The organism is Phyllobacterium sp. A18/5-2 (genome assembly GCF_025452215.1).
Classification (GTDB): Bacteria; Pseudomonadota; Alphaproteobacteria; order Rhizobiales; family Rhizobiaceae; genus Phyllobacterium; species Phyllobacterium sophorae.
On record NZ_CP104966.1, the window covers coordinates 2,115,878 to 2,137,891 of the forward strand.

The 22,014-nt window shown below is 58.6% G+C and carries 18 protein-coding genes, 2 tRNA genes and 3 pseudogenes; 13 read left to right on the plus strand and 10 right to left on the minus strand.

Annotated features, from left to right (window positions below; genetic code table 11):
* Positions 1-338: 338 nt before the first annotated feature.
* Positions 339-956, minus strand: coding sequence for an FMN-dependent NADH-azoreductase (locus N8E89_RS10515; RefSeq protein ID WP_106664475.1), 618 nt, complete (start codon positions 954-956; stop codon positions 339-341).
* Between the two features lie 130 nt (positions 957-1,086).
* Between N8E89_RS10515 and N8E89_RS10520 the strand changes: the two genes are divergently transcribed.
* Positions 1,087-1,989, plus strand: a complete 903-nt coding sequence (locus N8E89_RS10520; protein WP_106664474.1) for a LysR family transcriptional regulator — start codon at positions 1,087-1,089, stop codon at positions 1,987-1,989.
* 41 nt (positions 1,990-2,030) lie between these two features.
* Here N8E89_RS10520 and N8E89_RS10525 read toward each other — a convergent pair.
* The 3 genes and pseudogenes from N8E89_RS10525 to N8E89_RS10535 form a co-directional block, all read right to left on the minus strand.
* A pseudogene (locus tag N8E89_RS10525) lies at positions 2,031-4,326 on the minus strand (xanthine dehydrogenase family protein molybdopterin-binding subunit).
* Positions 4,323-5,307, minus strand: a pseudogene (locus N8E89_RS10530) (FAD binding domain-containing protein). The pseudogenes N8E89_RS10525 and N8E89_RS10530 overlap by 4 nt, the downstream one beginning before the upstream one ends.
* The gene (locus tag N8E89_RS10535; RefSeq protein WP_106664471.1) at positions 5,304-5,780 is read right to left on the minus strand and encodes a (2Fe-2S)-binding protein; all 477 of its coding nucleotides are present in this window, start codon (positions 5,778-5,780) and stop codon (positions 5,304-5,306) included. Before N8E89_RS10535 ends, N8E89_RS10530 begins: the two are co-directional and overlap by 4 nt.
* 203 nt (positions 5,781-5,983) lie before the next feature.
* On the opposite strand from N8E89_RS10535, the gene N8E89_RS10540 reads away from it, so the two are divergent.
* Entirely contained in the window at positions 5,984-6,607 is a 624-nt protein-coding gene (locus N8E89_RS10540) for a TetR/AcrR family transcriptional regulator (protein ID WP_245448775.1), read from the plus strand.
* A gap of 116 nt (positions 6,608-6,723) precedes the next feature.
* On the plus strand, positions 6,724-7,275 hold the full coding sequence (locus tag N8E89_RS10545; protein WP_146147794.1) for a Holotricin-3 precursor: 552 nt from the start codon (positions 6,724-6,726) through the stop codon (positions 7,273-7,275).
* 152 nt (positions 7,276-7,427) lie between these two features.
* On the opposite strand, the gene N8E89_RS10550 is transcribed toward N8E89_RS10545, so the two are convergent.
* A tRNA-Thr gene (locus N8E89_RS10550) sits at positions 7,428-7,502 on the minus strand.
* A gap of 466 nt (positions 7,503-7,968) precedes the next feature.
* On the opposite strand from N8E89_RS10550, the gene murA reads away from it, so the two are divergent.
* From murA to N8E89_RS10595, 9 genes and pseudogenes are all read left to right on the plus strand, one after another.
* Positions 7,969-9,258, plus strand: coding sequence for a UDP-N-acetylglucosamine 1-carboxyvinyltransferase (gene murA, locus N8E89_RS10555; RefSeq protein ID WP_106664467.1), 1,290 nt, complete (start codon positions 7,969-7,971; stop codon positions 9,256-9,258).
* Positions 9,259-9,392: 134 nt separating this feature from the next.
* Positions 9,393-9,830 (plus strand): DUF2948 family protein, encoded by a 438-nt coding sequence (locus tag N8E89_RS10560; RefSeq protein WP_106664466.1) that lies wholly within the window; start codon positions 9,393-9,395, stop codon positions 9,828-9,830.
* A 12-nt stretch (positions 9,831-9,842) separates the two neighbouring features.
* Positions 9,843-11,135, plus strand: a complete 1,293-nt coding sequence (gene hisD / locus N8E89_RS10565) for a histidinol dehydrogenase (protein WP_106664465.1) — start codon at positions 9,843-9,845, stop codon at positions 11,133-11,135.
* Between the two features lie 7 nt (positions 11,136-11,142).
* Positions 11,143-11,628 carry a UPF0262 family protein gene (locus tag N8E89_RS10570; protein ID WP_106664464.1) on the plus strand — a complete coding sequence of 162 codons (486 nt, stop codon included), beginning with the start codon at positions 11,143-11,145 and terminating at the stop codon, positions 11,626-11,628.
* 8 nt (positions 11,629-11,636) lie between these two features.
* Entirely contained in the window at positions 11,637-12,113 is a 477-nt protein-coding gene (locus tag N8E89_RS10575; RefSeq protein WP_245448773.1) for an arsenate-mycothiol transferase ArsC, read from the plus strand.
* A 128-nt stretch (positions 12,114-12,241) separates the two neighbouring features.
* A complete protein-coding gene (gene infA, locus N8E89_RS10580; protein ID WP_008122731.1) occupies positions 12,242-12,460 on the plus strand; it encodes a translation initiation factor IF-1 in 219 nt (72 codons plus the stop codon).
* Between the two features lie 36 nt (positions 12,461-12,496).
* A complete protein-coding gene (locus N8E89_RS10585; RefSeq protein ID WP_106664462.1) occupies positions 12,497-13,123 on the plus strand; it encodes a Maf-like protein in 627 nt (208 codons plus the stop codon).
* A 13-nt stretch (positions 13,124-13,136) separates the two neighbouring features.
* Complete coding sequence (gene yacG / locus N8E89_RS10590) at positions 13,137-13,346, plus strand: DNA gyrase inhibitor YacG (protein ID WP_410010303.1); 210 nt, start codon at positions 13,137-13,139, stop codon at positions 13,344-13,346.
* A gap of 57 nt (positions 13,347-13,403) precedes the next feature.
* Positions 13,404-14,544 (plus strand): annotated as a pseudogene (locus N8E89_RS10595) (Gfo/Idh/MocA family protein).
* Here the strand turns inward: N8E89_RS10595 and N8E89_RS10600 are convergent.
* A complete protein-coding gene (locus N8E89_RS10600) occupies positions 14,541-15,626 on the minus strand; it encodes a Gfo/Idh/MocA family protein (RefSeq protein WP_106664459.1) in 1,086 nt (361 codons plus the stop codon). The pseudogene N8E89_RS10595 and the gene N8E89_RS10600 overlap by 4 nt on opposite strands.
* A gap of 191 nt (positions 15,627-15,817) precedes the next feature.
* Between N8E89_RS10600 and N8E89_RS10605 the strand changes: the two genes are divergently transcribed.
* A tRNA-Phe gene (locus N8E89_RS10605) sits at positions 15,818-15,893 on the plus strand.
* A gap of 183 nt (positions 15,894-16,076) precedes the next feature.
* On the opposite strand, the gene N8E89_RS10610 is transcribed toward N8E89_RS10605, so the two are convergent.
* The 4 genes from N8E89_RS10610 to N8E89_RS10625 all read right to left on the minus strand — a co-directional run bounded on the left by N8E89_RS10610 (position 16,077) and on the right by N8E89_RS10625 (position 22,014).
* Entirely contained in the window at positions 16,077-17,006 is a 930-nt protein-coding gene (locus tag N8E89_RS10610) for a helix-turn-helix transcriptional regulator (RefSeq protein ID WP_106664458.1), read from the minus strand.
* 211 nt (positions 17,007-17,217) lie between these two features.
* On the minus strand, positions 17,218-18,288 hold the full coding sequence (locus N8E89_RS10615) for a hypothetical protein (protein ID WP_106664457.1): 1,071 nt from the start codon (positions 18,286-18,288) through the stop codon (positions 17,218-17,220).
* A gap of 58 nt (positions 18,289-18,346) precedes the next feature.
* On the minus strand, positions 18,347-20,185 hold the full coding sequence (locus tag N8E89_RS10620; RefSeq protein WP_245448771.1) for an HlyD family type I secretion periplasmic adaptor subunit: 1,839 nt from the start codon (positions 20,183-20,185) through the stop codon (positions 18,347-18,349).
* On the minus strand, positions 20,182-22,014 hold the full coding sequence (locus N8E89_RS10625) for a type I secretion system permease/ATPase (protein ID WP_106664456.1): 1,833 nt from the start codon (positions 22,012-22,014) through the stop codon (positions 20,182-20,184). The genes N8E89_RS10620 and N8E89_RS10625 overlap by 4 nt, the downstream gene beginning before the upstream one ends.

The following is a 22,014-nucleotide window of genomic DNA, read 5'->3' on the forward strand; positions in this document are numbered from 1 at the left end:
TCAAGTCTAGAAAAGGGGAACCTTCTTCGTAGGGATGGGTTTAGTCTACGAAGCAAAGTTGGAGCTTATGCGATGGACGGTAACGACCGTACCTACGAAAAACAACTCTCACGGATCCTGAGGCGACAGATCTCCCAATCGTCTTACAGATCGGCGATACGCGCGGCAGGCATTTATAAGATCGAAGATACAGTCCCTGAAAGTCTTCTTGATCAATTGAAGCGACTCGATGATGCCGAGCGCGCCCGTCGCGGCTAATATTGAAACTGAGTTTTTACTGAATAGCGATGAAAGAGGCGGGTCGAAAAACCCGCCTCTTTCACGACCAGCGCTAACCCTTAGGCGGCAAGCGCCAGGTCGCTTGTATAATCAAGAGCAGAAGAAATAGCCTTTGCTTCTGCTTCAGGGCCCATCGCAACACCTTCGATGCGGACAACTTCAACGTCGGTCATGCCAAGGAAACCGAGAGTCGCTTTGAGGTACGGCGTGGCATGATCGAACGAGGCAGCAGGGCCACTCGAATAAACGCCGCCGGAGGCAATTACCACATATACCTTCTTGCCGGTCACCAGACCCTTCGGGCCATCGGCGCCATAGCTGAACGTCTTGCCGGCACGCGCGATGTGGTCGATCCAGGATTTCAACGTCGAGGAAATGTTGAAGTTGATAAGGCCGGTCGCAATGACAACTGCGTCGGCTGCAAATAGCTCATCGACAATCGCATCCGATACGCCGACCACGCTCTGCTGCTGAGCGGAGCGCGACTCGGCCGGTGTATAGATACCGGAAGTATAATCGGCATCGATATGCGGAAGCGGGTTATTCGCAAGGTCGCGGGTGACAATCTTGGCGCCAGGCGTCTTGGCCTGCAGCTTCTGTGCAAGTTCGGTTGCGACGCGCGTCGAATGGGATGCAGCACCACGGGGACTGGATGTTACGAGAAGTATGGAAGACATAGCCTAAGTTCCTTCAGTTAAGTTGTCTCTGGGAAGAACAATCCGATGGCTGTAATTTGGTTCTCGACATCCATTTAGAAAACTGGGAAAATATCGATCCAATCCATCTAATTAGTAGATAGGTAAGGCGGTGCAACCAAACCCCACCCTGGATCAACTCCAGGTCTTTGTTGCTGTGGCGGAGACGGGAAGCTTCTCGGCCGCGGCACGGCGGCTCAATCGTTCGCAATCGGTGGTGAGCTATACGATCGCCAATCTGGAGGCGCAGCTTGAGTTGCAACTTTTTGAGCGTGGTGGAACGCGTGAACCGCGCCTGACCGAGGCGGGAACCGCCATGCTGGAGGACGCGCGGCGCATGGTTTCCGTCTTGCAGAGTCTGCGATCCAGGGCGGAGGGGCTAAAACATGGGTTGGAGGCTGAGGTGGCCGTCGCCGTCGATGTCTCGTTGCCATCTCCGGTCCTGACCTGTGTCCTCAAGGCGTTCCAGGTACAGTTTCCGACGGTCAGCCTGCGCGTTCATGTCGGTGCGCTCGGAATGGTCTGGGACCTCGTTCTCAAGAAGCAGGCAGATTTTGGCATTGGCGGTCCGCCGATGCAGGTGCAAGACGAACTCGTCCTGCAACAGGTTGGCCAAACAGCCATGACGCCCGTGGCGGCGCCCGATCATCCGCTGGCTCTCCATGAAGGTCCTGTACCACTATCCTTTATCCGCGATCATATTCAGCTTGTGATCACCGACCTAAGCGAACAGACCAAAGGACGGGATTTTGGCGTTTTTGCCTACAAGACCTGGCGACTGACAGATGTCAGCACCAAACATGACCTGATATTGGCCAGTTTGGGCTGGGGCGGCCTGCCAAAATGGATGGTGAAGGACGATCTTGCCGAAGGACGGCTCGTGCTTCTCGACCTCGAGCCCTATCCGGAAACTGCCTATCCGCTACTGGCCATTTATCCCGTCGATAGCCCCCTGGGGCCGGCGGGCACGTGGCTGGTTGAACGGTTCAAACAGGAACTGGAAAGATTCGGATGATTCAAAGGAGGCCGGTCGAAGACCGGCCCCTTCTGATTGATCTAGATCAATTTCTCCAGGGTAACCGGCAGTTCCCGTACCCGCACCCCCGTGGCGTGGTAGACCGCGTTGGCAATCGCGGGCGCGACGCCGACAATGGCAAGCTCACCCACCGCCTTGCCGCCGAGCACCGAGGCATGGGTATCCGGAATACCGACCGAGATGACCTGGAGATCGGGAATGTCGGCATTCGTCGGTATGAGATAGTCGCCGAGATTGTTATTCATCACGCGGCCATGGCGGGGATCGACAATGCCTTCTTCGAGCAGCGCCTGGCCGATGCCCATGATGATACCGCCCTTCCACTGGCTCTCGGCGAGCTTCGGATTGTAGAGGCGGCCCGAATCCAATGCGGACACCATGCGAGAGACGCGAACCGTGCCGAAATCCACGTCGACACGCACCTCAACGAAATGCACGCACCAGCTGTGAAGCGAATAGTCGCCTTCGGTCGGTGATTTCATTGTCGAGATCGTCGTGAAGTTACGGAAATGATCTTTGTCGTTCTGGTGCTCTTCCGGCAGCGTATTGCGCAGTGCCTCGATACGCTCGCGGCCGGTGCGGCGCATGACTTCGGCAATGGAGACACTGGAACCCGCATCGCGCGGCGACAAGATTTGCCCTGCCTCGATGGTCAGCGTATTGGCCTGCAGGTCGCGGAACGGCGAGTTCGGATCATTGATGGCAAGGCCGATCAGTTCGTCGCGGGCGGCATGCGCTGCCTTGTGCACGGCGCCGGTCATGAGATTCGCAAGTTGCGAACCACCGGCGACAGGCGCGCGCGGAAGCGACGAGATCGCCGAGCTTGACCACGACGGTCTCGACCGGAACGCCGATCGCCTCGGCCGCCGTCTGGGCGAGGATCGTATAGGTTCCTTGACCCATGTCGATCCCGCTGCTGGCGACTTCGATCGTGCCGTTGCTCAAGATGCGGACCATGGCCTCACCCGGCGTGCGGCGAACGGGATAGGTGCCCGCGGCAACGCCGTAGCCGATCAGCTGCTTGCCCTCGCGCATTGACCGGACGCGCGGGTTGCGCTTCGCCCAACCGAAGGCTTCCGCACCCGCCGCATAGGCTTCGCGCAGCCGGCGGGTCGACCAGGGCTTGTTGGCGCTCGGGTCCTCCTCGGCATAGTTGAGCAGGCGGATATCGAGCGGATCGATGCCGACCTCGTAGGCAAGTTCGTCGATCGCGCATTCGATGCCGAACGCGCTCGGGTTTTCACCAGGCGCACGCAGCGCACCGGGTTTTACCGTGTTCACCGGCACGATGTTCTGGCGCGAGGAGAAATTCGGCGTCGCATACATGATCGATATTACGGAGCCGAGTGGTTCGACCGCGACATCGTCCATGGAAGTCTCGTTGGCACCGCGATGCCGGATCGACAGCAATTTGCCCTCGCGGGTAGCGCCAAGTGCGATGGTCTGCCGTGTCGCCGGCCGCCCGCCGAAGGCGGTAAAGGTCTGCGGCCGCGTGATCGCAAGCTTGACGGGGCGGTCGAGCATCTTCGCAGCGATGGCGGCAACTGCGCCATAGCGGGTGGGCAGCGCCTTCGAACCGAAACCGCCGCCGATATAGGGCGACAGCATGCGCACATTCTCGAACGGTATGCCGAACCATTCCGCATAGGTGCGGGACATGCCATCGATCCACTGACTCGGCTCCCAAAGGGTCAGCTTATCGCCCTCCCAATGGGCGATCAGCCCGTGTGGCTCGATCGGCACATTGTATTCACGCGGAGTCCTGTATTCCTGCTCGATACGAACGGGCGCCGTGGCAAGCGCAGCCTCGGCGTCACCCCATTCCTTGGTCATCATGTCGATCAGGTAGCCTTCGCCGGACCTCGGATCGTCGAAGCTCGAAATCGGGGTAGTCTCCTCATAGGTGACCTTGACGAGGGCTGCCGCTGCGGTCGCCTGCTCGAACGTCCCGGCAATGACAGCAGCAATATGCTGGCCACTGAAGGTGATGTCGCGTGCCAACGGTTCATAGGGAACAGCGGGCGGCGGCGCTCCGGTCCAGTCCGTGGCTGTCTTGATCGGTAGGGCATTATCCGGTGTCAGGACAAGCAGGACGCCCGGATATGCCTCCGCCGCTGCGCTGTCGATGGCAAGGATCCGGCCGGAGGCGATGGTGCTGTCAATAATGACGGCATGGGCCATGCCTTCCGGAAAATGTTCCATTGCATAGTCGGCAGTCCCGGTGATCTTGGCAGGTCCATCGATGCGCGACAGGCGGCCGCCGAGGATGCCATCCGATGCATCGCCATGTTTCATCTTTGTGTCGATAATTGTCATGCCATGGCTCCCGTTTTGAGAATGGCGCGTTCGACGACGCGCGGGGCGAGCTCGATCTTGTAGTGGTTGCCGCCATGGGCGATGGCGCCCTCGACAGCAAGACGGCTGGCGCTCTTGACCGTGTCCGGCTCCAGTGCCTTGCCGCGAAGCGCATCTTCGACTGCGCGGGCACGCCACGGTTTGGTTGCCGCGCCGCCAAGACCGATACGAATGTCGCGGATGGTTTCGCCGTCCGGCTCGAACTTCGATGCCGACAGCAGCGCTTGCGGCGGCGAATTCATAGGACTGGCGGTCGCGCACCTTGAGATAGGTGGAATGCCGCGCGGCGACCGATGCCGGGATGGTGATCGCGGTGATCATTTCGCCGGACTGCATGGCATGTTCCTTGTGCGGCGTGGTCCCTGGCAGAAGGAAGAAGTCATCGACCGCGACCTTGCGCTCGCCCAGATGAACGACGGCATCGAGAGCGACGAGCGCCACGGCAAGGTCACCCGGATAGGTTGCGATGCAGGCAACGCTGGTGCCGAGGATCGCATGACCGCGGTTGACGCCTTCAAGTGCTGAGCAACCGCTGCCGGGGTTGCGCTTGTTGCAGGCTGGGAAAGTCGACGGATCGCGGAAATAGGCGCAGCGCGTCCGCTGCAACAGGTTGCCGCCGATCGTCGCCATGTTGCGGAGCTGGGCAGATGCCGCTTGCGACAAGGCTTCCGAGACCGCCGGATACTGCGCTTGGATAGCAGTATCGGCCGCCACATGGCTCATCTTTGCCAGAGCGCCGATGAACGCGCCATCCACATCGACGCGGATCGCATCAAGGCCCTTGAGATGGGTGATATCGACGACCAGCTCCGGCGCGGCGACGCCGCATTTGGCAAGGTCGAGTAAGGTCGTTCCACCCGCCAGCAGCATGGTTGCCGGCATGGCGGCGGCGCGCAGTGCTTCCTCGACCGAGTTGGCGCGAAGATAGGAGAAATCTCTCATGACATCACCTTTGCAGCTTCGCGGACCGCCTCGACAATGTGCGGGTAGGCACCGCAACGGCAGAGATTGCCCGACATATATTCGCGGATTTCATCGTCGGAACCGGCATGGCCTTCGCGGATGCAGGCGACGGCGGACATGATCTGTCCCGGCGTGCAGTAGCCGCACTGGAAGGCGTCATGCTCAAGGAAGGCTTCCTGGACCGGATGAAGGTCGCCTCCCGCGTCGGAAAGTCCCTCGATGGTGGTGATCTTGCGGCCCTCTACCTGCGCTGCGAGCGTCAGGCAGGAAAGCACCCGCTCGCCGTCGACATGCACCGTACAGGCGCCGCATTGGCCCTGATCGCAGCCTTTCTTGGTCCCGGTTAATTCAAGATGATCACGCAGCGCGTCCAGCAAGGTCACACGTGGCTCGACCGTGAGTGTCTGCGTCTGACCGTTGACATCGAGATGTAGGATGGTTTCGTTCGTCATAGGCGTCCTGCTCCAGTACGCTCATTAGAATTAAATGGGGCCGGTATCGTTCGGTTGCGTTCAAGGCGCAAAAAACATGACATGCTGGCCCTAAATGGGGTAATAGTCCGAAAGTCACAGACTAATCGGAGGTGCCTCCGTTTCTGAAACATAGCGGCTTGCCCATGCGGGTTCAAGCCCTAATCGCATTTGGAGTTGTAATATTGGGCACCAGGGAGCCGCCAGAGCCGAAGGAGATCAAGCCATCTCCGCCTGCCAGGCGCCTGCGTGCCGATGCCAGCCGCAATCGGGAAAAGCTGGTCGAGATCGCTGCGACCGCCTTTGCCGAACGGGGCGGCAACGCTTCGCTGGAGGAGATAGCGCGGCAGGCTGGTGTCGGTATCGGCACGCTTTACAGGCATTTTCCGACGCGGGAACATCTGGTGGAAGTCCTCTACCGGCGCGAGGTCGAGGCGCTTTGTGCGGCTGCCGAGGAACTCGCACTACGAGAGGCGCCGGATGTTGCCCTGGCGGAATGGATGCAGCGTTTCGTCGATTACATTGCCGCAAAGCGCGGCATGGCGAACAGTTTGCGTATCCTGTTCGACGCGAATTCCGAAGTTTTTGCCAATACGTCCGGCATGGTTGCGCTGGCGTTGCAGCGTCTTGTCGATGCCGCTATTGCCGATGGGTCCATCCGCAGCGATATCGATATATCCGATATATCGCAGGCGTTGTCGGGCATTTATTCAGCGCCCGATACCCCGGATTGGCGCGACCGCTCCCGCCGTCTCGTCTCGCTGCTGATGGATGGCTTGCGCTGGGGCTCTGCAAAGGCAAGATCCTAGCATATCCGGTCGAAATGGTATGTTACCGGCAGTGTCCCAAGTTGCCACATTCGGGCCTTAAACGAACGATTGATTTCGACTACTATTGAAAATGATTACTCATGGGAGAGGTGAACATGCCCCAGTTTAAACGCAGTATCGTCTTGGCAGCTTGTCTTGGCCTGTTTGTAGGCGGCACAGCTTTGTCAACCACAGATAGTTTTAGCCCGGTCGGAGCGGCTTTTGCCAAGGATGGCAACGGTGGTGGCAATGGAAATGGTGGTGGCAATGGAAATGGCGGTGGAAACGGAAACGGCAACGGTGGTGGCAACCACGGCAAGTCGTCCGACCGAGGAAAATCTGCCAGCGCGCACGAAAAATCCAGAATCCAGCACGACAAGACCAAAGTTCAAAAAGCTTCGATAAACGTGGATGACGAAAATACCCTGGGTCCGCTCAATGCTGCCCACGCGTCGGCACGCGCAAGAGAACGGGCCTCACCAAACTCGTCCGTCGGCAAGATCGCGACCTATGAGCGCGCCCGGGAGGATGCGTTGGCGCTGACCGATCCCGTACTTCAGGAACAGGCACTTGATGATGCGGTCGCTCAGTTGGAGGAGGATTTTGGCCGCACCCTGACCGACGCGCAGATCGATCGGGTCAATGCATTGCTGGATGCACGTCAATAAACACGAAAAAATGTGCCGCCACTCATCGGCGGTCTGGTCTGTCAACAGCGGCCTTCGGGCCGCTGTTTCCATTTGCGCAATTGATAGGCAGCAAGACCGTTCGGCTACGCTGCCTTCAGTGCCACAAGATCGAATTTTCAACGGGATTTCGCTGGTGCTGCGAGAGAGGATTGAACTCTCGACCTCTCCATTACCAATGGAGTGCTCTACCACTGAGCTACCGCAGCCGATTTGCGAACGCGGCGGACTTCTGCCATATCATTACCGAAATCGCAAGCAAGCATTCGTAATCTGTGGGGCAAAATATGTGCATCGCCCAAAAACGTCAGGTTTGACGGCTGAAACGGCACAGAATTTTCTCAGGATTTGAGAGACAACCAATGACGTCGTCGTCGAAAAGCCCGAATTCGGAGCAAATCAACCGCGAGAAGCGGCGTTCGGAACAATTGCGGGCGAGATCTCGCTCGGCGAAAGCAGCAGTTGCGCTCACGCCGGTCAGGGAGCGCAGACGAGCGTGATGAGGGAATCTTCGCCGCAAATGAAAAACCTTCCGGTTCCTCCCAGGAGGAGCCATGAGTGGCCCAGGTCTGGCCATAAGCCTTCCTTGAACCATTTCGTGTGATGGTTTACAGCAACCGGCTCTGCAAAGAGTCTCAACGACAGGACGGGAATCTCCCGCGAAAGTGACACAGTATGGATCGCATCAAGATTGTTGGCGGTAACAAGCTCAATGGCGTCATCCCGATTTCGGGTGCCAAGAACGCGGCTTTGCCGTTGATGATCGCGTCGCTCCTGACCGACGATACGCTGACGCTGGAAAACGTGCCGCATCTGGCTGACGTCGAGCAGCTCATCCGCATTCTCGGCAACCATGGCGTCGATTATTCCGTCAACGGCCGCCGCGAACGTCAGGACGGCGCCTATTCGCGTACGATCCATTTCACCGCACGCAATATCGTCGATACGACCGCGCCCTATGAGCTGGTCTCCAAGATGCGTGCAAGCTTCTGGGTCATCGGCCCGCTTCTGGCGCGCATGGGCGTTGCTACGGTATCGCTGCCGGGAGGCTGTGCGATCGGTACGCGTCCGGTCGATCTCTTCATTGACGGTATGCGTGCGCTTGGCGCCGAGATCGAGATCGAGAATGGCTATGTCAAGGCGAGCGCCAAGGGCGGCCTCGTTGGGGCCCGCTATGTCTTCCCGAAAGTTTCGGTCGGTGCGACCCACGTACTAATGATGGCTGCGACACTGGCCAAGGGCGAAACTGTCATCGAGAACGCCGCCCAGGAACCGGAAGTCGTCAATCTGGCCGACTGCCTCAATGCCATGGGTGCGAAGGTTCGCGGTGCTGGTACGCCAACGATCACGATCGAAGGTGTCACGAGTCTTTCCGGCGCCCGCGTTCGCGTCATTCCGGATCGCATCGAGACCGGGACCTATGCCATGGCCGTCGCTATGACCGGCGGCGATGTTATTCTCGAAGGTGCCGATGCCAATCTTCTAAGCGCTGCATTGACGACGCTCGGCCAGGCCGGCGCCGAAATATCCGAAACCAATTCCGGCCTGCGCGTTGTTCGCAATGGCCACGGCATCATGCCGGTCGATGTGACCACACAGCCATTTCCCGGCTTTCCCACTGACCTTCAGGCGCAGTTCATGGGTCTGATGACCAAGGCGAAAGGCACATCGCACATCACGGAGACGATCTTCGAAAATCGATTCATGCACGTGCAGGAGCTGGCGCGGCTGGGCGCCAAGATTTCCCTTTCGGGTCAAACTGCGAAGATCGAGGGCGTCGAACGGCTGAAGGGCGCGCCCGTGATGGCAACGGACCTGCGGGCTTCGGTCTCACTGGTCATTGCCGGTCTTGCCGCCGAGGGCGAAACCGTGGTCAACCGCGTCTATCATCTCGACCGCGGTTTTGAACGTCTCGAGGAAAAGCTGACGCGTTGCGGTGCGGTCGTCGAACGCATCAGCGACTGATCCTGGGTTTTTCACCAAGGGCGAATATTATGCCCAATGCATAATTCCATTTGTCTGCACTTTCCTCTAACAGGGAAGGGAGCGTGGTGACCGTTGGGCACGACGATCCTGATAAGTATTGCAAAAGGGTAGACATGGACACTCTGAAACTCATCGCACTTGATGAAGAAGATCTGCAAATTCTTTCTGCACATCTCCAGGATTCTGTGCTGAAGGTGGGCGATATCGAGTTTCTGGCACCCGAGAAAAAGCTCGTTCTTGGTGTCAACCGCTTCGTGTGGGAACAGGCAGCTGACGGCAAGCGCCGCCGCAGTTTCGAGCGCCGCCGCACGGCGCTGCTTTTCGACCGCGTCGGCAGCGTCAAGGCCACTGGAATCGACCGGCGGCACAAGGACGATATCCTCTCGCTGCTGGCGATCCACTTCATCGTTGAGGATGCGCCATCGGGTGTTGTCGAGCTGACCTTTGCGGCGGGCAAGGCGTTGCGGCTGGAAGTCGAGGCTATCGAGGCGCAGCTGACCGATCTTGGACCTGCTTGGGAAACGTCATTCAAACCAGAGCATGAAGCCTGAGGAGGATTTGACGTGGCGATTGTGCTGAGACAGTCCGAGCCTGATTTTGAAACCCGGTTTTCCGCATTCCTCGCCACGAAGCGCGAGGTGTCGGAGGACGTTGACCGCGCCGTTGCCGAGATCATCCACCGGGTTCGCACTGAGGGCGATGCGGCCCTGATCGACTATTCGCAGCGTTTCGACCGGATCGATCTCGCCCAGCATGGCATTGCGATTACCTCCGCGGAGATCGATGCGGCGGTGGCTTCCGCCCCGGTGGCGACGGTCGAGGCACTGAAACTGGCTCGCGATCGTATTCATTCGCATCATTTACGGCAAATGCCCCAGGACGATCGCTACACGGATCCGCTGGGCGTCGAGCTTGGCTCGCGTTGGACCGCGATCGAGTCCGTCGGGCTTTACGTGCCTGGTGGCACGGCGAGCTATCCAAGCTCGGTTCTCATGAATGCGGTTCCCGCGCAAGTTGCCGGTGTCGAGCGCGTCGTCATGGTGGTTCCGTCACCTGACGGCAAGCTTAATCCACTCGTTCTGGTTGCAGCGCGTCTGGCAGGCGTCTCCGAGATCTACCGCGTCGGCGGCGCGCAGGCCATTGCTGCGCTGGCCTATGGCACCGGGACTATTGCTCCCGTCGCCAAGATCGTCGGCCCCGGCAATGCCTATGTGGCAGCTGCCAAGCGCCGCGTGTTCGGCACGGTCGGCATAGACATGATCGCGGGTCCTTCGGAAGTGTTGATCATGGCCGACAGCGACAACGATCCGGACTGGATTGCCGCCGATCTTCTGGCGCAGGCCGAACATGACACAGCGGCGCAATCGATCCTGATTACCGACGATGAAGCGTTTGGCAATGCAGTGATCGCTGCGGTAGAGCGTCAGCTGCAAACACTGCCGCGAACAGAAACTGCGAGCGCCAGCTGGCGTGATTATGGCGCAGTGATTCTGGTGCAGGACCTGGAAGCCTCCCTGCCGCTGGTCAATCGCATTGCGGCCGAGCATCTGGAAATCGCTGCGGCTGATCCGGAACGGTTCTTGGCCGGCGTGCGCAATGCCGGAGCGATCTTCCTTGGACGTTATACGCCCGAGGTGATCGGCGATTATGTAGGCGGCTCAAACCATGTATTGCCCACCGCGCGATCAGCACGGTTCTCCTCCGGTCTCTCGGTGCTTGACTATGTCAAGCGAACCTCCATCCTGAAGCTGGGCGTGGAGCAGCTGCGCGCTTTGGGTCCGGCGGCCATTGAATTGGCTCGCGCCGAAGGACTGGATGCGCATGGCAATTCGGTCGCGATTCGGTTGAACCTATAGGAAGATAATGACAGCAACGGGCGAAACCGATGCACGGCTGATAGATGTGGAACTCGACGAGACCATCGGCCGTTCCACGCCTGACGTGGAGCATGAGCGCGCCGTTGCCATCTTCGATCTGATTGAGGAGAACAGTTTTCGCCCTGTGAATGATGAGGGCGCGGGACCTTATCGTCTCAAGATTTCCCTTATTGAATCGCGGCTGATTTTTGCCATCACCCGCGAAAATGGCGACGACGTCGTCACCCATATCTTATCGCTCACGCCCCTGCGCAAGGTTGTGAAAGACTACTTCATGATCTGCGAAAGCTATTACGATGCTATCCGCTCCTCCAGCCCGAGCAAGATCGAAGCCATCGACATGGGCCGCAGGGGTTTGCACAATGAAGGGTCGCAGGCATTGATGGACAGGCTCAGCGGCAAAATCGAGCTGGATTTCGACACTGCGCGCCGGCTTTTCACTTTGGTATGTGTGCTGCATTGGCGGGGGTAGGCGAACATATGCCAGCCGAGCCGGACAAACTGCCGGACGACCTGGAGCCTGCCAAAGCGGCAACGCCGGGCGCGGTATTGTTCATCTGCGGCATGAATTCGATCCGTTCGCCGATCGCAGAGACACTGGCACGCGGCCTGTTGCCATCAACGGTCTATATTGCGTCGGCAGGCGTAGAAAAAGGTGAGCCGGATCACTTTGTCGACGAGGTCCTTGCAGAGGTCGGGTTGAAACGGATCTCGACTCATCCCAAGACATTCGAGGAGCTGGAAGACCATTATTTTGATCTGATCATTACATTGTCACCCAAAGCGCACCATATGGCACTGGAGTTGACCCGAACGACTTCCGTACATGTGGAATATTGGCCCACCCCCGACCCAACGCTTGTGCGCGGGCGGCGCAGTCAGATACTGGATGCTTATCGCGATGTTCGGGACAATCTAAAACATCACATTCAGGAACGTTTCAATCAGGCGATTTGAACGTCCTGCCAATGCCGCACATTTGCATTGAACTCCCTTGTTCACAAATGCTGCGCAATACTATAGGTTCCGCCCAAAATTGCGGTCGAGTACGGCCACAAATTCCCTTTCTGGAGATAGAACTACGCATGGCGAAAGAAGAAGTACTGGAGTTTCCTGGTCTCGTGACGGAGCTGTTGCCCAACGCGATGTTCCGGGTAAAGCTCGAAAATGATCATGAAATCATCGCTCATACGGCGGGCCGCATGCGCAAGAACCGCATCCGCGTTCTCGCTGGCGACAAGGTCCTTGTCGAAATGACCCCTTACGATCTGACCAAGGGTCGTATCACCTACCGTTTCAAATAATCAGCTCCGCCGGGCCTGTCCGCAGGAAATCTCTTCATGAGCGATCAGCATAAATTCGTTCTTGCATCGGGCTCGCCGCGCCGTCTGGCGCTGCTCAGTCAGATCGGCATTGAACCGGATCGCTTGTTACCTGCGGATGTGGATGAGACCCCGCTGCGGGCCGAACATCCGCGTTCGCTGGCGCGCCGTTTATCGCGTCAGAAGGCAGAGAAGATCGCCGAAGAACTGAAAAGCGATCCGGAACTGGGCGAGGCATATATCGTGGCTGCCGATACCGTCGTCGCGGTTGGCCGGCGGGTGCTGCCGAAAGCTGAAATCCTCGACGATGCGGCTGCATGCCTCCGGCTGCTTTCCGGCCGTTCCCACCGGGTCTATACCGGGCTCTGCCTGATCACACCCAAGGGCAAGCTCCGCCAGGACCTGATTGAAACTCGCGTCCGCTTCAAACGTCTTTCGCGCGAGGAGCTGGAGAATTATCTTGCCTCCGGCGAATGGCGTGGCAAGGCAGGCGGCTATGCGATCCAGGGGCTGGCAGGCGGATTTGTCGTCAAATTGGTTGGCTCCTACAGCAATGTCGTCGGTTTGCCGCTCTATGAGACCGCCAGCCTTTTGCATGGCGAGGGCTATCCGGTCTATGCCAATTGGCAAGCTTCAGGACATTAAACGGACAGATACATTGACTGACGAAAAGATAAGCACGGCGAACGTAACGCCTCTGCGGCCGACACGCCCTTGCCCGGAATGCAAGCGACCATCGCAGCGCGAACATTATCCCTTTTGCTCGGCGCGCTGCCGCAACGTCGATCTCAACCGATGGTTGACCGGCGCCTATGTCCTGCCCGCCGTCGAAAGTGCAGACGACAGCGAAGACGAACAGGACAGTTAAGGGGCTCTTCACTTCATGCCGCTAGCTTCTGCGGATGGTTCAGCGTAGGGCGGCTTCATGAAGATAGCGATCATAGGCATCGGCTTTGTCGCCGACTACTACATGACGACGCTCGCCAACTATCCGCAACTCGAGCTCGGCGGTGTCTATGACCGCGATCCGGTCCGCCTGAAGCAATTTTCCGATCACTACAAGGTCTCGACCTATCCGAGCTTCGAAGCGATCCTCGCCGACGAGGAGATTGTTATAGTCGTCAATCTGACGACACCGGAGAATCATTACTCGCTCTCGAAACAGGCGCTTGAGGCGGGAAAGCACGTCTACTGCGAAAAGCCGCTCGCCATGCGCTATGAGGAAGCCGCGGAGCTTGTCGCCATCGCCGAGCGCCAAGACCTTACCCTCGCTTCTGCACCGGCCAACGCCCTGAGCGCGGCGCACGAGCTCGTCGCCGGCACGCTGGATAAAATCGGCAAACCGCGCCTGGTCTATGCCGAGATGGAGGACGGGCCGGTCTTCCGCGCCAACTGGCAGCAATGGCGCTCGGTGTCAGGTGCGCGCTGGCCGGGTCTGCATGAATTCGAAGTAGGTTGCACGCTGGAACACGCCGGTTATGCGCTGTCCTGGCTGGTGTCGCTGTTCGGTCCGGTCGAGAGTCTTTCAGCATTCTCGGCGCTTACTTTTCCCGACAAGGGGCCCGAAACGGAGGCGATGGCCATGGCACCGGATTTCTCCGCCGGTTGTCTTCTGTTCCGTTCGGGGGTGATTGCTCGTCTTACCTGCGGTCTCGCCGCACCGCGCAACCGTTCCCTGACGATTCTCGGGGACGGGGGGACCATAACCGTGAATGATCTTTGGGATCATCGCTCGCCCGTCTACCTTGAAACGGTCACAGCGGGCCGCTCGCTGCGCACGAGGCTCTTCGAGCGACCTCGAGATCCGCCTGAAGCATTTCCTCCCCTGGAAGCCGCTGCCTGGCCGTAGGCTCTCCTACGAACATTCGGCGAAGCCCTCGAAACTTCCAGCTTATCCTTCGCAGATCGATTTCGCTGGAGGCATCGCTGCTCAAGCCGCCGCCATTGAACTCGGGAAGCCGCTGTTTTCGTCGGGCAGGGTCGCCCTGCACATCACTGAACTGGCACTTGCCCTGAACAATGCCGGTTCGCTGCCTCAGCCGTACAGGATGCAGAGCACTTTCTAGAGCTTGATGACCCGCTGCGTCGCCGGCTGCGACAGCACCATGTTGATGGCGCGCAGGGCGTTGACGCTGTCCGAAAGTGGCATGACGGTGGAGGTGTTTTCGCCGCGGCGAATCGCATCCATGACTGCCAGCGCTTCGAATTGCAGCCCCGAGCCTTCAAACGGGTGTTCTTCGGCCGCCCGCCCTGGAACCGGGAGCCGGTCAATTACCTTGCCGATGAATCCCGACGGGCGCGTAAGCGGTCCGAATGGCGGGGTCAGGGCGAAGCCATGATAAATTGTCAGCCGCTGCGCTTTCAGGAAAGGCGCGTCCAAGCGGATCGCGCCCTCCGTTCCTTCGATCACAAAATGATTTGCTCCCTCCGTATCGAATCCACAGGAGAGCTGCGCCTCCGCTTCGTCATAGTGCAGGTTGATTTCCGAGCGCATGTCGATGCCGTTTGGCGCAGCATACCACAGGCCGGAAACTTTCTGCGGCTGACCAAGGAAATGCATGGCAAGCGATACGCAATAAACGCCGAGATCAAGGCTGGCACCCCCGCCGAGCAAGCGGCTGAAAAAACGGCTCTCGGGCTCATACGCACGCGTATAGGCGAGTTCGGCGGTAATCTTGCGGATGACGCCGATCTCCCCCGCGTCGATCTTCGCCTTGGCGGCCGCCACAGCGGGCAGGAACCTCGTCCATAGCGCTTCCATCGCAAAGACATTCAACCGTTCAGCTTCGCGCTGGATCACCGAAGCTTCCGTATGCGACGGGGCGAGGGGCTTCTCGGTGAGGATAGCTTTGCCGGACCGCACGGCCTTCAGGGCCTGCGCCAGATGCAGCGAGTTGGGGGTGGCGATATAGACGGCGTCGATTGACGGGTCGGCAATGAAGGAATCGAGATCGGAATAGGCGAGTCGACTCCCGAAGGCCTCGCGAAAACTTTCCGCATGGGCCATGGTCCGCGAGTGGTTGGCCACCAAGACCGCACCGGGAACAAGCTTGAGATCGGACGCGAATCGCCGGGCGACTTCGCCGCTGCCAATGATTCCCCAGCCAAAAGCCTCGCCCTTGGCCACTTTCTCCCCCGTTTCATCCATAAGATACGAATCCTGTCTCCAACAGCATCAACAAACGCATCAATGCATGCCCTTTGCAAGAGGCAGAAAAACGGCAAAAATTTCGTGAGTTGATGCTGGACAGCAGGATTTTTAGTGTTATAACCCACGCGCTTCTGACGGAAAACCAACCCCGTCGAAAGGCTTGCCGGATAACGGAAACGCCATGGAGTGCCCAGATAGCTCAGTTGGTAGAGCAGCGGATTGAAAATCCGCGTGTCCGTGGTTCGAATCCGCGTCTGGGCACCACTTCTCCATCGACCGATATGAGTATCTCAAACCGGAGATGCGCAGCATTCCAATACGGCTGCTGTTTTCATGTTCACGGGCGAGCCGGTTCGCGGACCACCGCATTCAGTCCGCTTTCAATCGAATTCTGCAGCGTTTCGATCTCGGTTGGTTGCAGGCGTGGGGACGCCTGCAACCTCGAAATTACAGCGGACTCAGAAATTCGCTGCCGATCGTTACGAGCGTGGAAAGTTCGCTCAAGAACGCCAGGCCAACCAGTGCGAGTGAAGCGAGATACGCCTCCGTCGGGCTGGGCCTGGGTGTTGGACGCAACGCCGCTCCGTTGCTTCTTACGCCAGCGGACCCATATTGCTGTGAAAAGACCACCGCCTCGGTCCGGTTCGTGGCGTTGAGCTTGCGCATGATGTGCGAGATGTGCACCTTGATCGTGTTCTCCGACAGATCCAGCTCGCTGGCGATGATCTTGTTCGGAAGGCCGCGCCGCAACGTCGCCAGGACCTGCTTCTCGCGCTGTGTGAACGCAATCGTTGATGCATTCGTGAGGGCAAACGATTCATCCACATCGCCATTGGCCGGCATGGGCAGCGAAGCGATAATATCGGACGAACCAGACACCGATTTCGGACAGGTTCCCTCTTCGGCCAGCATCGACCGCGGATAGTAAGCACCGCCGGCCAGGATCAAGCGAATGGCCGCAAGGACGACTTCGACTGGGGCGGTGTTTGTCGTATAGCCTTTCACGCCCCACCGGGCGACTTCTGCGATCGTCGCATCGGTAATCGATGCTTCGTCAAGCTGGGTCAGGAGCATGAGCGGTGTGTCGGGCCGCAACTGGTGAATATAAGCAAGATTTATCGAAACCCACTCATCGGTCAGTTTGCAGTTTTCTATGTTCAGGACTGCAAGGTTGATGTTCTTCTCGATGATACCCACCAGTCCGTCCGATGTTACAATGTCGTGGATGGCGACTTCTGGAAGTTCTCCTCGCAGGATACGTATGAGACAGCTTCGCGATAATGTCTGGCAATCGATTATGACAATTGAAATGTGGTCATTGGCAATACTGTGCATATCATTGAAGCCGTGCACTTCGGCGGCAAATGAGACTGACATAGGTCCCCCCTTACGCTTTCCCCGTTTACTCCTTACAAAGATGCGAACCCTCGGATTTTTTTTTGACAGTATAATACCGAATTTGAGGGCAATTAGCTACCTGCAGTTGTGTTTGCGTGAAATACCTCCAGATTCCATCGACTTGCGGCGAGTTTCAAACATCTCGGTTCTGCAAAATGTGTAAGTCTTGCCCCTTGGTTCAAGGCTTCTTCTAGACCATGACAAAATCCGCATGCACGACGGTCTCCTGGTCAACGAATGCCGTTTGCGAGGCGTCCACGTCGAGGTCGATCTCACCGTCCCGGCCCGTAACGCCAACGACGGCTGTTTCATCGGCATAGGCCGCCTGGACGACGTCAACCTTGGTCGTGATTATATAACGCTCTTCAAGTTCGTCCTCGATGTCGATTTGAACATGGACGTCCTGATCGAGTTCAATAAACTGGTTCACCTCGACAGTGCCGCCAGGCGGTCCATCGCTGATCTCCATATCAATTGCCGTGTCCTGTTCGACTTCGATTGCATCGCGCAGGAACAATTCCACATAGAGAACACCATCCTCGTCCCAGATATTGATATCGATCCAGATATCCTGGTCGATACGCATGTCCTGGTCGAGCAGGACGGAAAAGTGTCCGTCGCCGTCGATGGTGAACGAAATGTCCACGTCCTGATCCATCACCAGTGTCTGGTCGATATGTACGCGTGCGACCACTTCTCCGACATAACCGCTGACGAAGATGCTCGCGTCCTGTTCGACCTCGGCATACTGCGTGACATTGATCGTATGAGCGTCGTCTGGTTCGCCAGGCGCACCAGGTATACCGGGCGCGCCAGCAGCCGGACTCGAAATGGGGCTGTCGCCGGCGTGACTGGATGCGCTGGGCGCCTGTCCGGCATCGGTATTGTGTTCAAGCTCGCCGGTTGCTCCCCGGATCGTGAGCATGACTGGCCTGCCCTCGAAGAAACTCTGGTCCAGCGGGATAGAAATTTCGTGAACTGTAGCTGCGTCGACGTCGCCAACTGATTGCGCAACGGAATTGTTGGCGGGCGCCGGCACCGGATCTCCGGGCGATGACGTTACCATTCCGTCCTTATCCGTTTCCAGTTCGACCGGCGGCGCGTTTTCTGCCGATGGTATTTCAGAGGGGTTTGCCTGGAGCGGGACATTGGCCGCCGGCGTGGGATCGCCATCAAATTCCGGTGGCGCTCCCGTAATCTCATCCAGATGTAATTCGATGAGAGGCAGCAGATCGCGTGTACCCTTATCAGTAAAGAACATGAGAATTCTCCCCCTGTCCCAAGGAGCCCGTCAATTCGATCAGACGCTCGTCCATGGTTCAATCCTCGCGAAAGGCCCGGTTGAAACTATCCAGCACAGGGCGCAGCATATAGTGGGCGACCGTGAATTCCCCCGTATTGATCATCACTTCGACTGGCATGCCGGGCATGATCTCCACCTCCGGCAGATTGCGCAGGGATGTCTCGTCGATACGAACCCGGGCGGTGTAGTAGGCACGCTCCGTTTGCTTGTCGATGAGACTATCGGCGGAGACATAGGTCAGGACGCCATCGACCGGAGGTACGCGGCGGTGCTTGTAGGAAAGGAGACGGACATGTGCTTCGAGGCCGGGACGAACCAGGTCGATATCCTCCGGCTTGACCAGCGCTCGCACGATCAGCTGATCCTGGCGCGGGACAAGGTCAAGCAGGGGCTCACCGGCTGCAACGACCCCGCCCGGCGTGTGAATCCGCAAGTCTGTTACAGTGCCAGCCTCGGGCGCGCGGACAACGGTACGGGCGAGTATGTCGTTTGCGGCCTGGATCCGCTCGGCCAGCTGAGAAATCAGGGCCTGCGTTTCGCGAAGACTTTGCGCAACCTCGCTGTGCTGGTCGCTCTGCAGCTTGAGGATCATGGCCTGCGACTCGCCAATAGACTGCTGCGAGCGGGAGATCTGTGACTGAAGGTCACCAAGCCGTCCGTCGATCTCTGCCTGTTCGCGTTTTAGCCGCAGCAGTCGCACTTTTGTTTGCAAGCCCTTGGCCACCAGCGGTGCCACGCCGGCAACTTCCTCCTTGATGATCGACGCACGTTCCTTTGCTGCCTCTATCTGGAACCGCAAACCGGCGATTTCCTGTTCTGTTTGAGCCTTGCGCTGCTGAATGACATCAATCTGCGATGCCAGGAGGTTGCGGCGTGTTTCGAATATCTTGACTTGCCCCCCGATTATCTCCGTGAACTGGGGGGTCTGAGCTACCTGCCCGGAGGCCCGCGGAAACTGGATCGCCTGCCGGCCGTCACGTTCTGCCAGCAGACGGGCTTCCAGAGCTTGTGCTTCCCAGAGCTGCATCTGCAGTACCAGGACGTTGGCCTGGGCCCGCATGTCATCGAGACGAATGAGTGGCTGTCCGGCCGTGACTTCGTCGCCATCTTTCACCAGAATGCGTCCGATTATACCTCCTTCCAGATGCTGGATGGTCTTGCGGCTGGACTCCGCCTCGATTGCCCCGCCGGCAATGGCGGCGCTCTCCAGTGGTGCAAATGATGCCCAGGCGCCGAAGCCGATCACAAATATGCCAACGATCGCGAACGCGGTGACGGCGAGAACGCGCAGATGTGCGAATGGTGTTGCGCCGAGCTCCCGTTTCGCAGCGGCACGGCGCGGTGTGACATTGTTGCCGGAGCCATTTGCAAACGTGCTGGCCCCGTTGAACTCGCTCTTTGGGAACAAGCCAGTCCGATCCGCAGGTGCACCGCTTTGCACGGGCACCGTAAGGGCCCGGTGGTGTGTGGGTTGAACGCCAGAGCCTCGCGCTGCACCCATGACTGACAAAGCACGCCGGACAAGGAGGCGCATGGGGTCAAGCACCCTCAAGCTCAGTTCGGTTGTGGTTATTGCAACACTTTTTTTGACGATGGTGTGGAAGCCCGTCACGATCGATCTGATGCCGGAAAACACCCGGCCGGCGATATAACGCATCGGATCCAGCAACCAGAGGCGAAGTATCGACATGGAAGCCGCCGCGATTTTTCTGATGGCAAGGCCGGTGCCCTTCACACGAGCGCTGACAGCCGAGATCGAGCGCACTGCCAATCGATGCAGGCCGTGCAAGCGTGTCATGCGCGGTTCTGCGGCAACTGCAAGGTGGCTCGCTTCGGCGTGATTGGAAGTTTTCATGATACGGCCCCCTCGGATTGTTCTTTGGCAACGGACCCATTTGACGCGTCAGACGATCCTGTCGTCCCTTTGTTGCTCAGCCGTCTTACGCTCCTGGTCGCGGCGGTGATCCGCGGCCGCCTCACGGGGATGCTCGTGCGGCCGGTCCTGATTTTCTCGGCAATCTCCCGGCGGTTGCCGAAGGCGTTGATGCTGCCATTATCCAGGACCAGCACCTTGTCGGCCATGTTCAGAATGCCAAGGCGCTGCGCGATGATGATGACGGTCGATCCGCGGTTCCGCATCTCCTGAATCGCCTGCCGCAGCGCTTCTTCGCCATCGGCGTCAAGGCTGGCGTTAGGCTCGTCCAGTACGAGCAACCGGGGGTGGCCGAAGAAGGCCCGGGCCAGACCGAGCCGCTGCCGCAGTCCCCCGGACAGGCGCATGCCGCCATCGCCGATATTCGTTTCGTATCCCATGGGAAGCCGCATGATCATTTCATGCATCCCCACCATGGAAGCCGCCGCAATCACCTCTTCCGGCTGCGCCTCTTGCAAGCGTGAGATGTTCTCGCGAACCGTGCCGCCGAACAGTTCAATGTCCTGGGGCAGGTAGCCGAAGTGCCTGTGTCCCCCCGAGGCAAGCCAGATACCTACGTCGGCACTATCGAGACGCACGTGCCCTGCGGTTGGCACGATTGTTCCAGCGATGAGTCGGCCGAGTGTCGATTTGCCTGCTCCCGAAGCGCCAACCACGCCAAGGACTTCGCCGGGATTGAGTACAAATGTGAGCCGGCGCAATGCGGGCGCCTCGGCGCCAGGAGGCAGGAATGTCAGCCGTTCGATCGAGAGTTGACCATTCGGGCGCGGCAGCTGCATTGCTTTTCGCGTTTTTGGAGCGGCCGCCAAAATCTTGCGCAGACGGTCATAGCTCAAGCGCGCGCTTGTGACTGCCTTCCAGGTATTGATTGCGCCTTCCACTGGTCCGAGCGAGCGGCCGAGAAGGATCGAAGTCGCAAAGATTGCCGCCGGGCTGATATCGTGCAGGATTACCAGCCAGGCGGCACAGGCCATCACAATTACCTGGGCAAGCAGACGTATGAAGCGGGCAATCGCCTGGATCACGGTGGCACGCCCGGCGGCGGCGAGTTGTGCCTCTTTCGCCTGATATTGATCGTGATGCAATGAGCGGGCAACGCCCGGCAGCATGCCCATGGCGCTGATGACCTCGACATTGCGCAAAAGCCCTCCGAACCGGTGCTGGCTCTCGACCCACGCTGCGCTCGAACGGGCAAACAGCTTGCGGGTTACCATTTCGTTGAGCAGGGCCAGCGCGATAAGGACTATTGAAGCCCCAAGGCCGATTATGCCGAGAAGCGGGTGCACCAGGATCATGGCCAGGATGAAAATCGGCGTCCAGGGAAGATCGAACAATGCGGTGCAGGCTGTACCGGCGAAAAAGCTCCGCAGACCGCTGATATCGCGCCAGGCCTGGCCGGCGGCCGCTGAATCACTGCGCAGCGCCGAATGGACGGCGGCATTGAGCACTGGAGCTTGGAGTCGATCGTCAAGCCAGGAACCGATACGGTTGAGCATTGAACGGCGCAACGCATCGAGAATCGCGTTGACGGCCAGCGCGGCAATGACAATCAAAGTCAGCATCGTCAGCGTGTCGAGACTGCGGCTGGAAAGAACGTGATCATAAATCTGCAAGAGATAAAGGGGGACCGTGAGAGCCAGAAGGTTCACGAAGAAACTGAGCACAAACACTAGCAGCAACGAGGGTTTGCAGAGATCGAATGCACGCTCTATTTCGGTCGTTGCTCGCGTTTTCATCCAAGAGAGAGCCAT

Bases quoted from the DNA above. Each gene is read 5' to 3' on its own strand.
- murA (WP_106664467.1), top strand. From the start codon at position 7,969: ATGGATCGCATCAAGATTGTTGGCGGTAACAAGCTCAATGGCGTCATC.
- N8E89_RS10545 (WP_146147794.1), top strand. From the start codon at position 6,724: ATGCCCCAGTTTAAACGCAGTATCGTCTTGGCAGCTTGTCTTGGCCTG.
- infA (WP_008122731.1), top strand. From the start codon at position 12,242: ATGGCGAAAGAAGAAGTACTGGAGTTTCCTGGTCTCGTGACGGAGCTG.
- N8E89_RS10570 (WP_106664464.1), top strand. From the start codon at position 11,143: ATGACAGCAACGGGCGAAACCGATGCACGGCTGATAGATGTGGAACTC.
- N8E89_RS10560 (WP_106664466.1), top strand. From the start codon at position 9,393: ATGGACACTCTGAAACTCATCGCACTTGATGAAGAAGATCTGCAAATT.
- N8E89_RS10620 (WP_245448771.1), bottom strand. From the start codon at position 20,185: ATGAAAACTTCCAATCACGCCGAAGCGAGCCACCTTGCAGTTGCCGCA.
- N8E89_RS10585 (WP_106664462.1), top strand. From the start codon at position 12,497: ATGAGCGATCAGCATAAATTCGTTCTTGCATCGGGCTCGCCGCGCCGT.
- N8E89_RS10535 (WP_106664471.1), bottom strand. From the start codon at position 5,780: ATGACGAACGAAACCATCCTACATCTCGATGTCAACGGTCAGACGCAG.
- N8E89_RS10600 (WP_106664459.1), bottom strand. From the start codon at position 15,626: ATGGATGAAACGGGGGAGAAAGTGGCCAAGGGCGAGGCTTTTGGCTGG.
- N8E89_RS10575 (WP_245448773.1), top strand. From the start codon at position 11,637: ATGCCAGCCGAGCCGGACAAACTGCCGGACGACCTGGAGCCTGCCAAA.
- N8E89_RS10615 (WP_106664457.1), bottom strand. From the start codon at position 18,288: ATGTTCTTTACTGATAAGGGTACACGCGATCTGCTGCCTCTCATCGAA.
- N8E89_RS10515 (WP_106664475.1), bottom strand. From the start codon at position 956: ATGTCTTCCATACTTCTCGTAACATCCAGTCCCCGTGGTGCTGCATCC.
- N8E89_RS10610 (WP_106664458.1), bottom strand. From the start codon at position 17,006: ATGTCAGTCTCATTTGCCGCCGAAGTGCACGGCTTCAATGATATGCAC.
- N8E89_RS10625 (WP_106664456.1), bottom strand. From the start codon at position 22,014: ATGGCTCTCTCTTGGATGAAAACGCGAGCAACGACCGAAATAGAGCGT.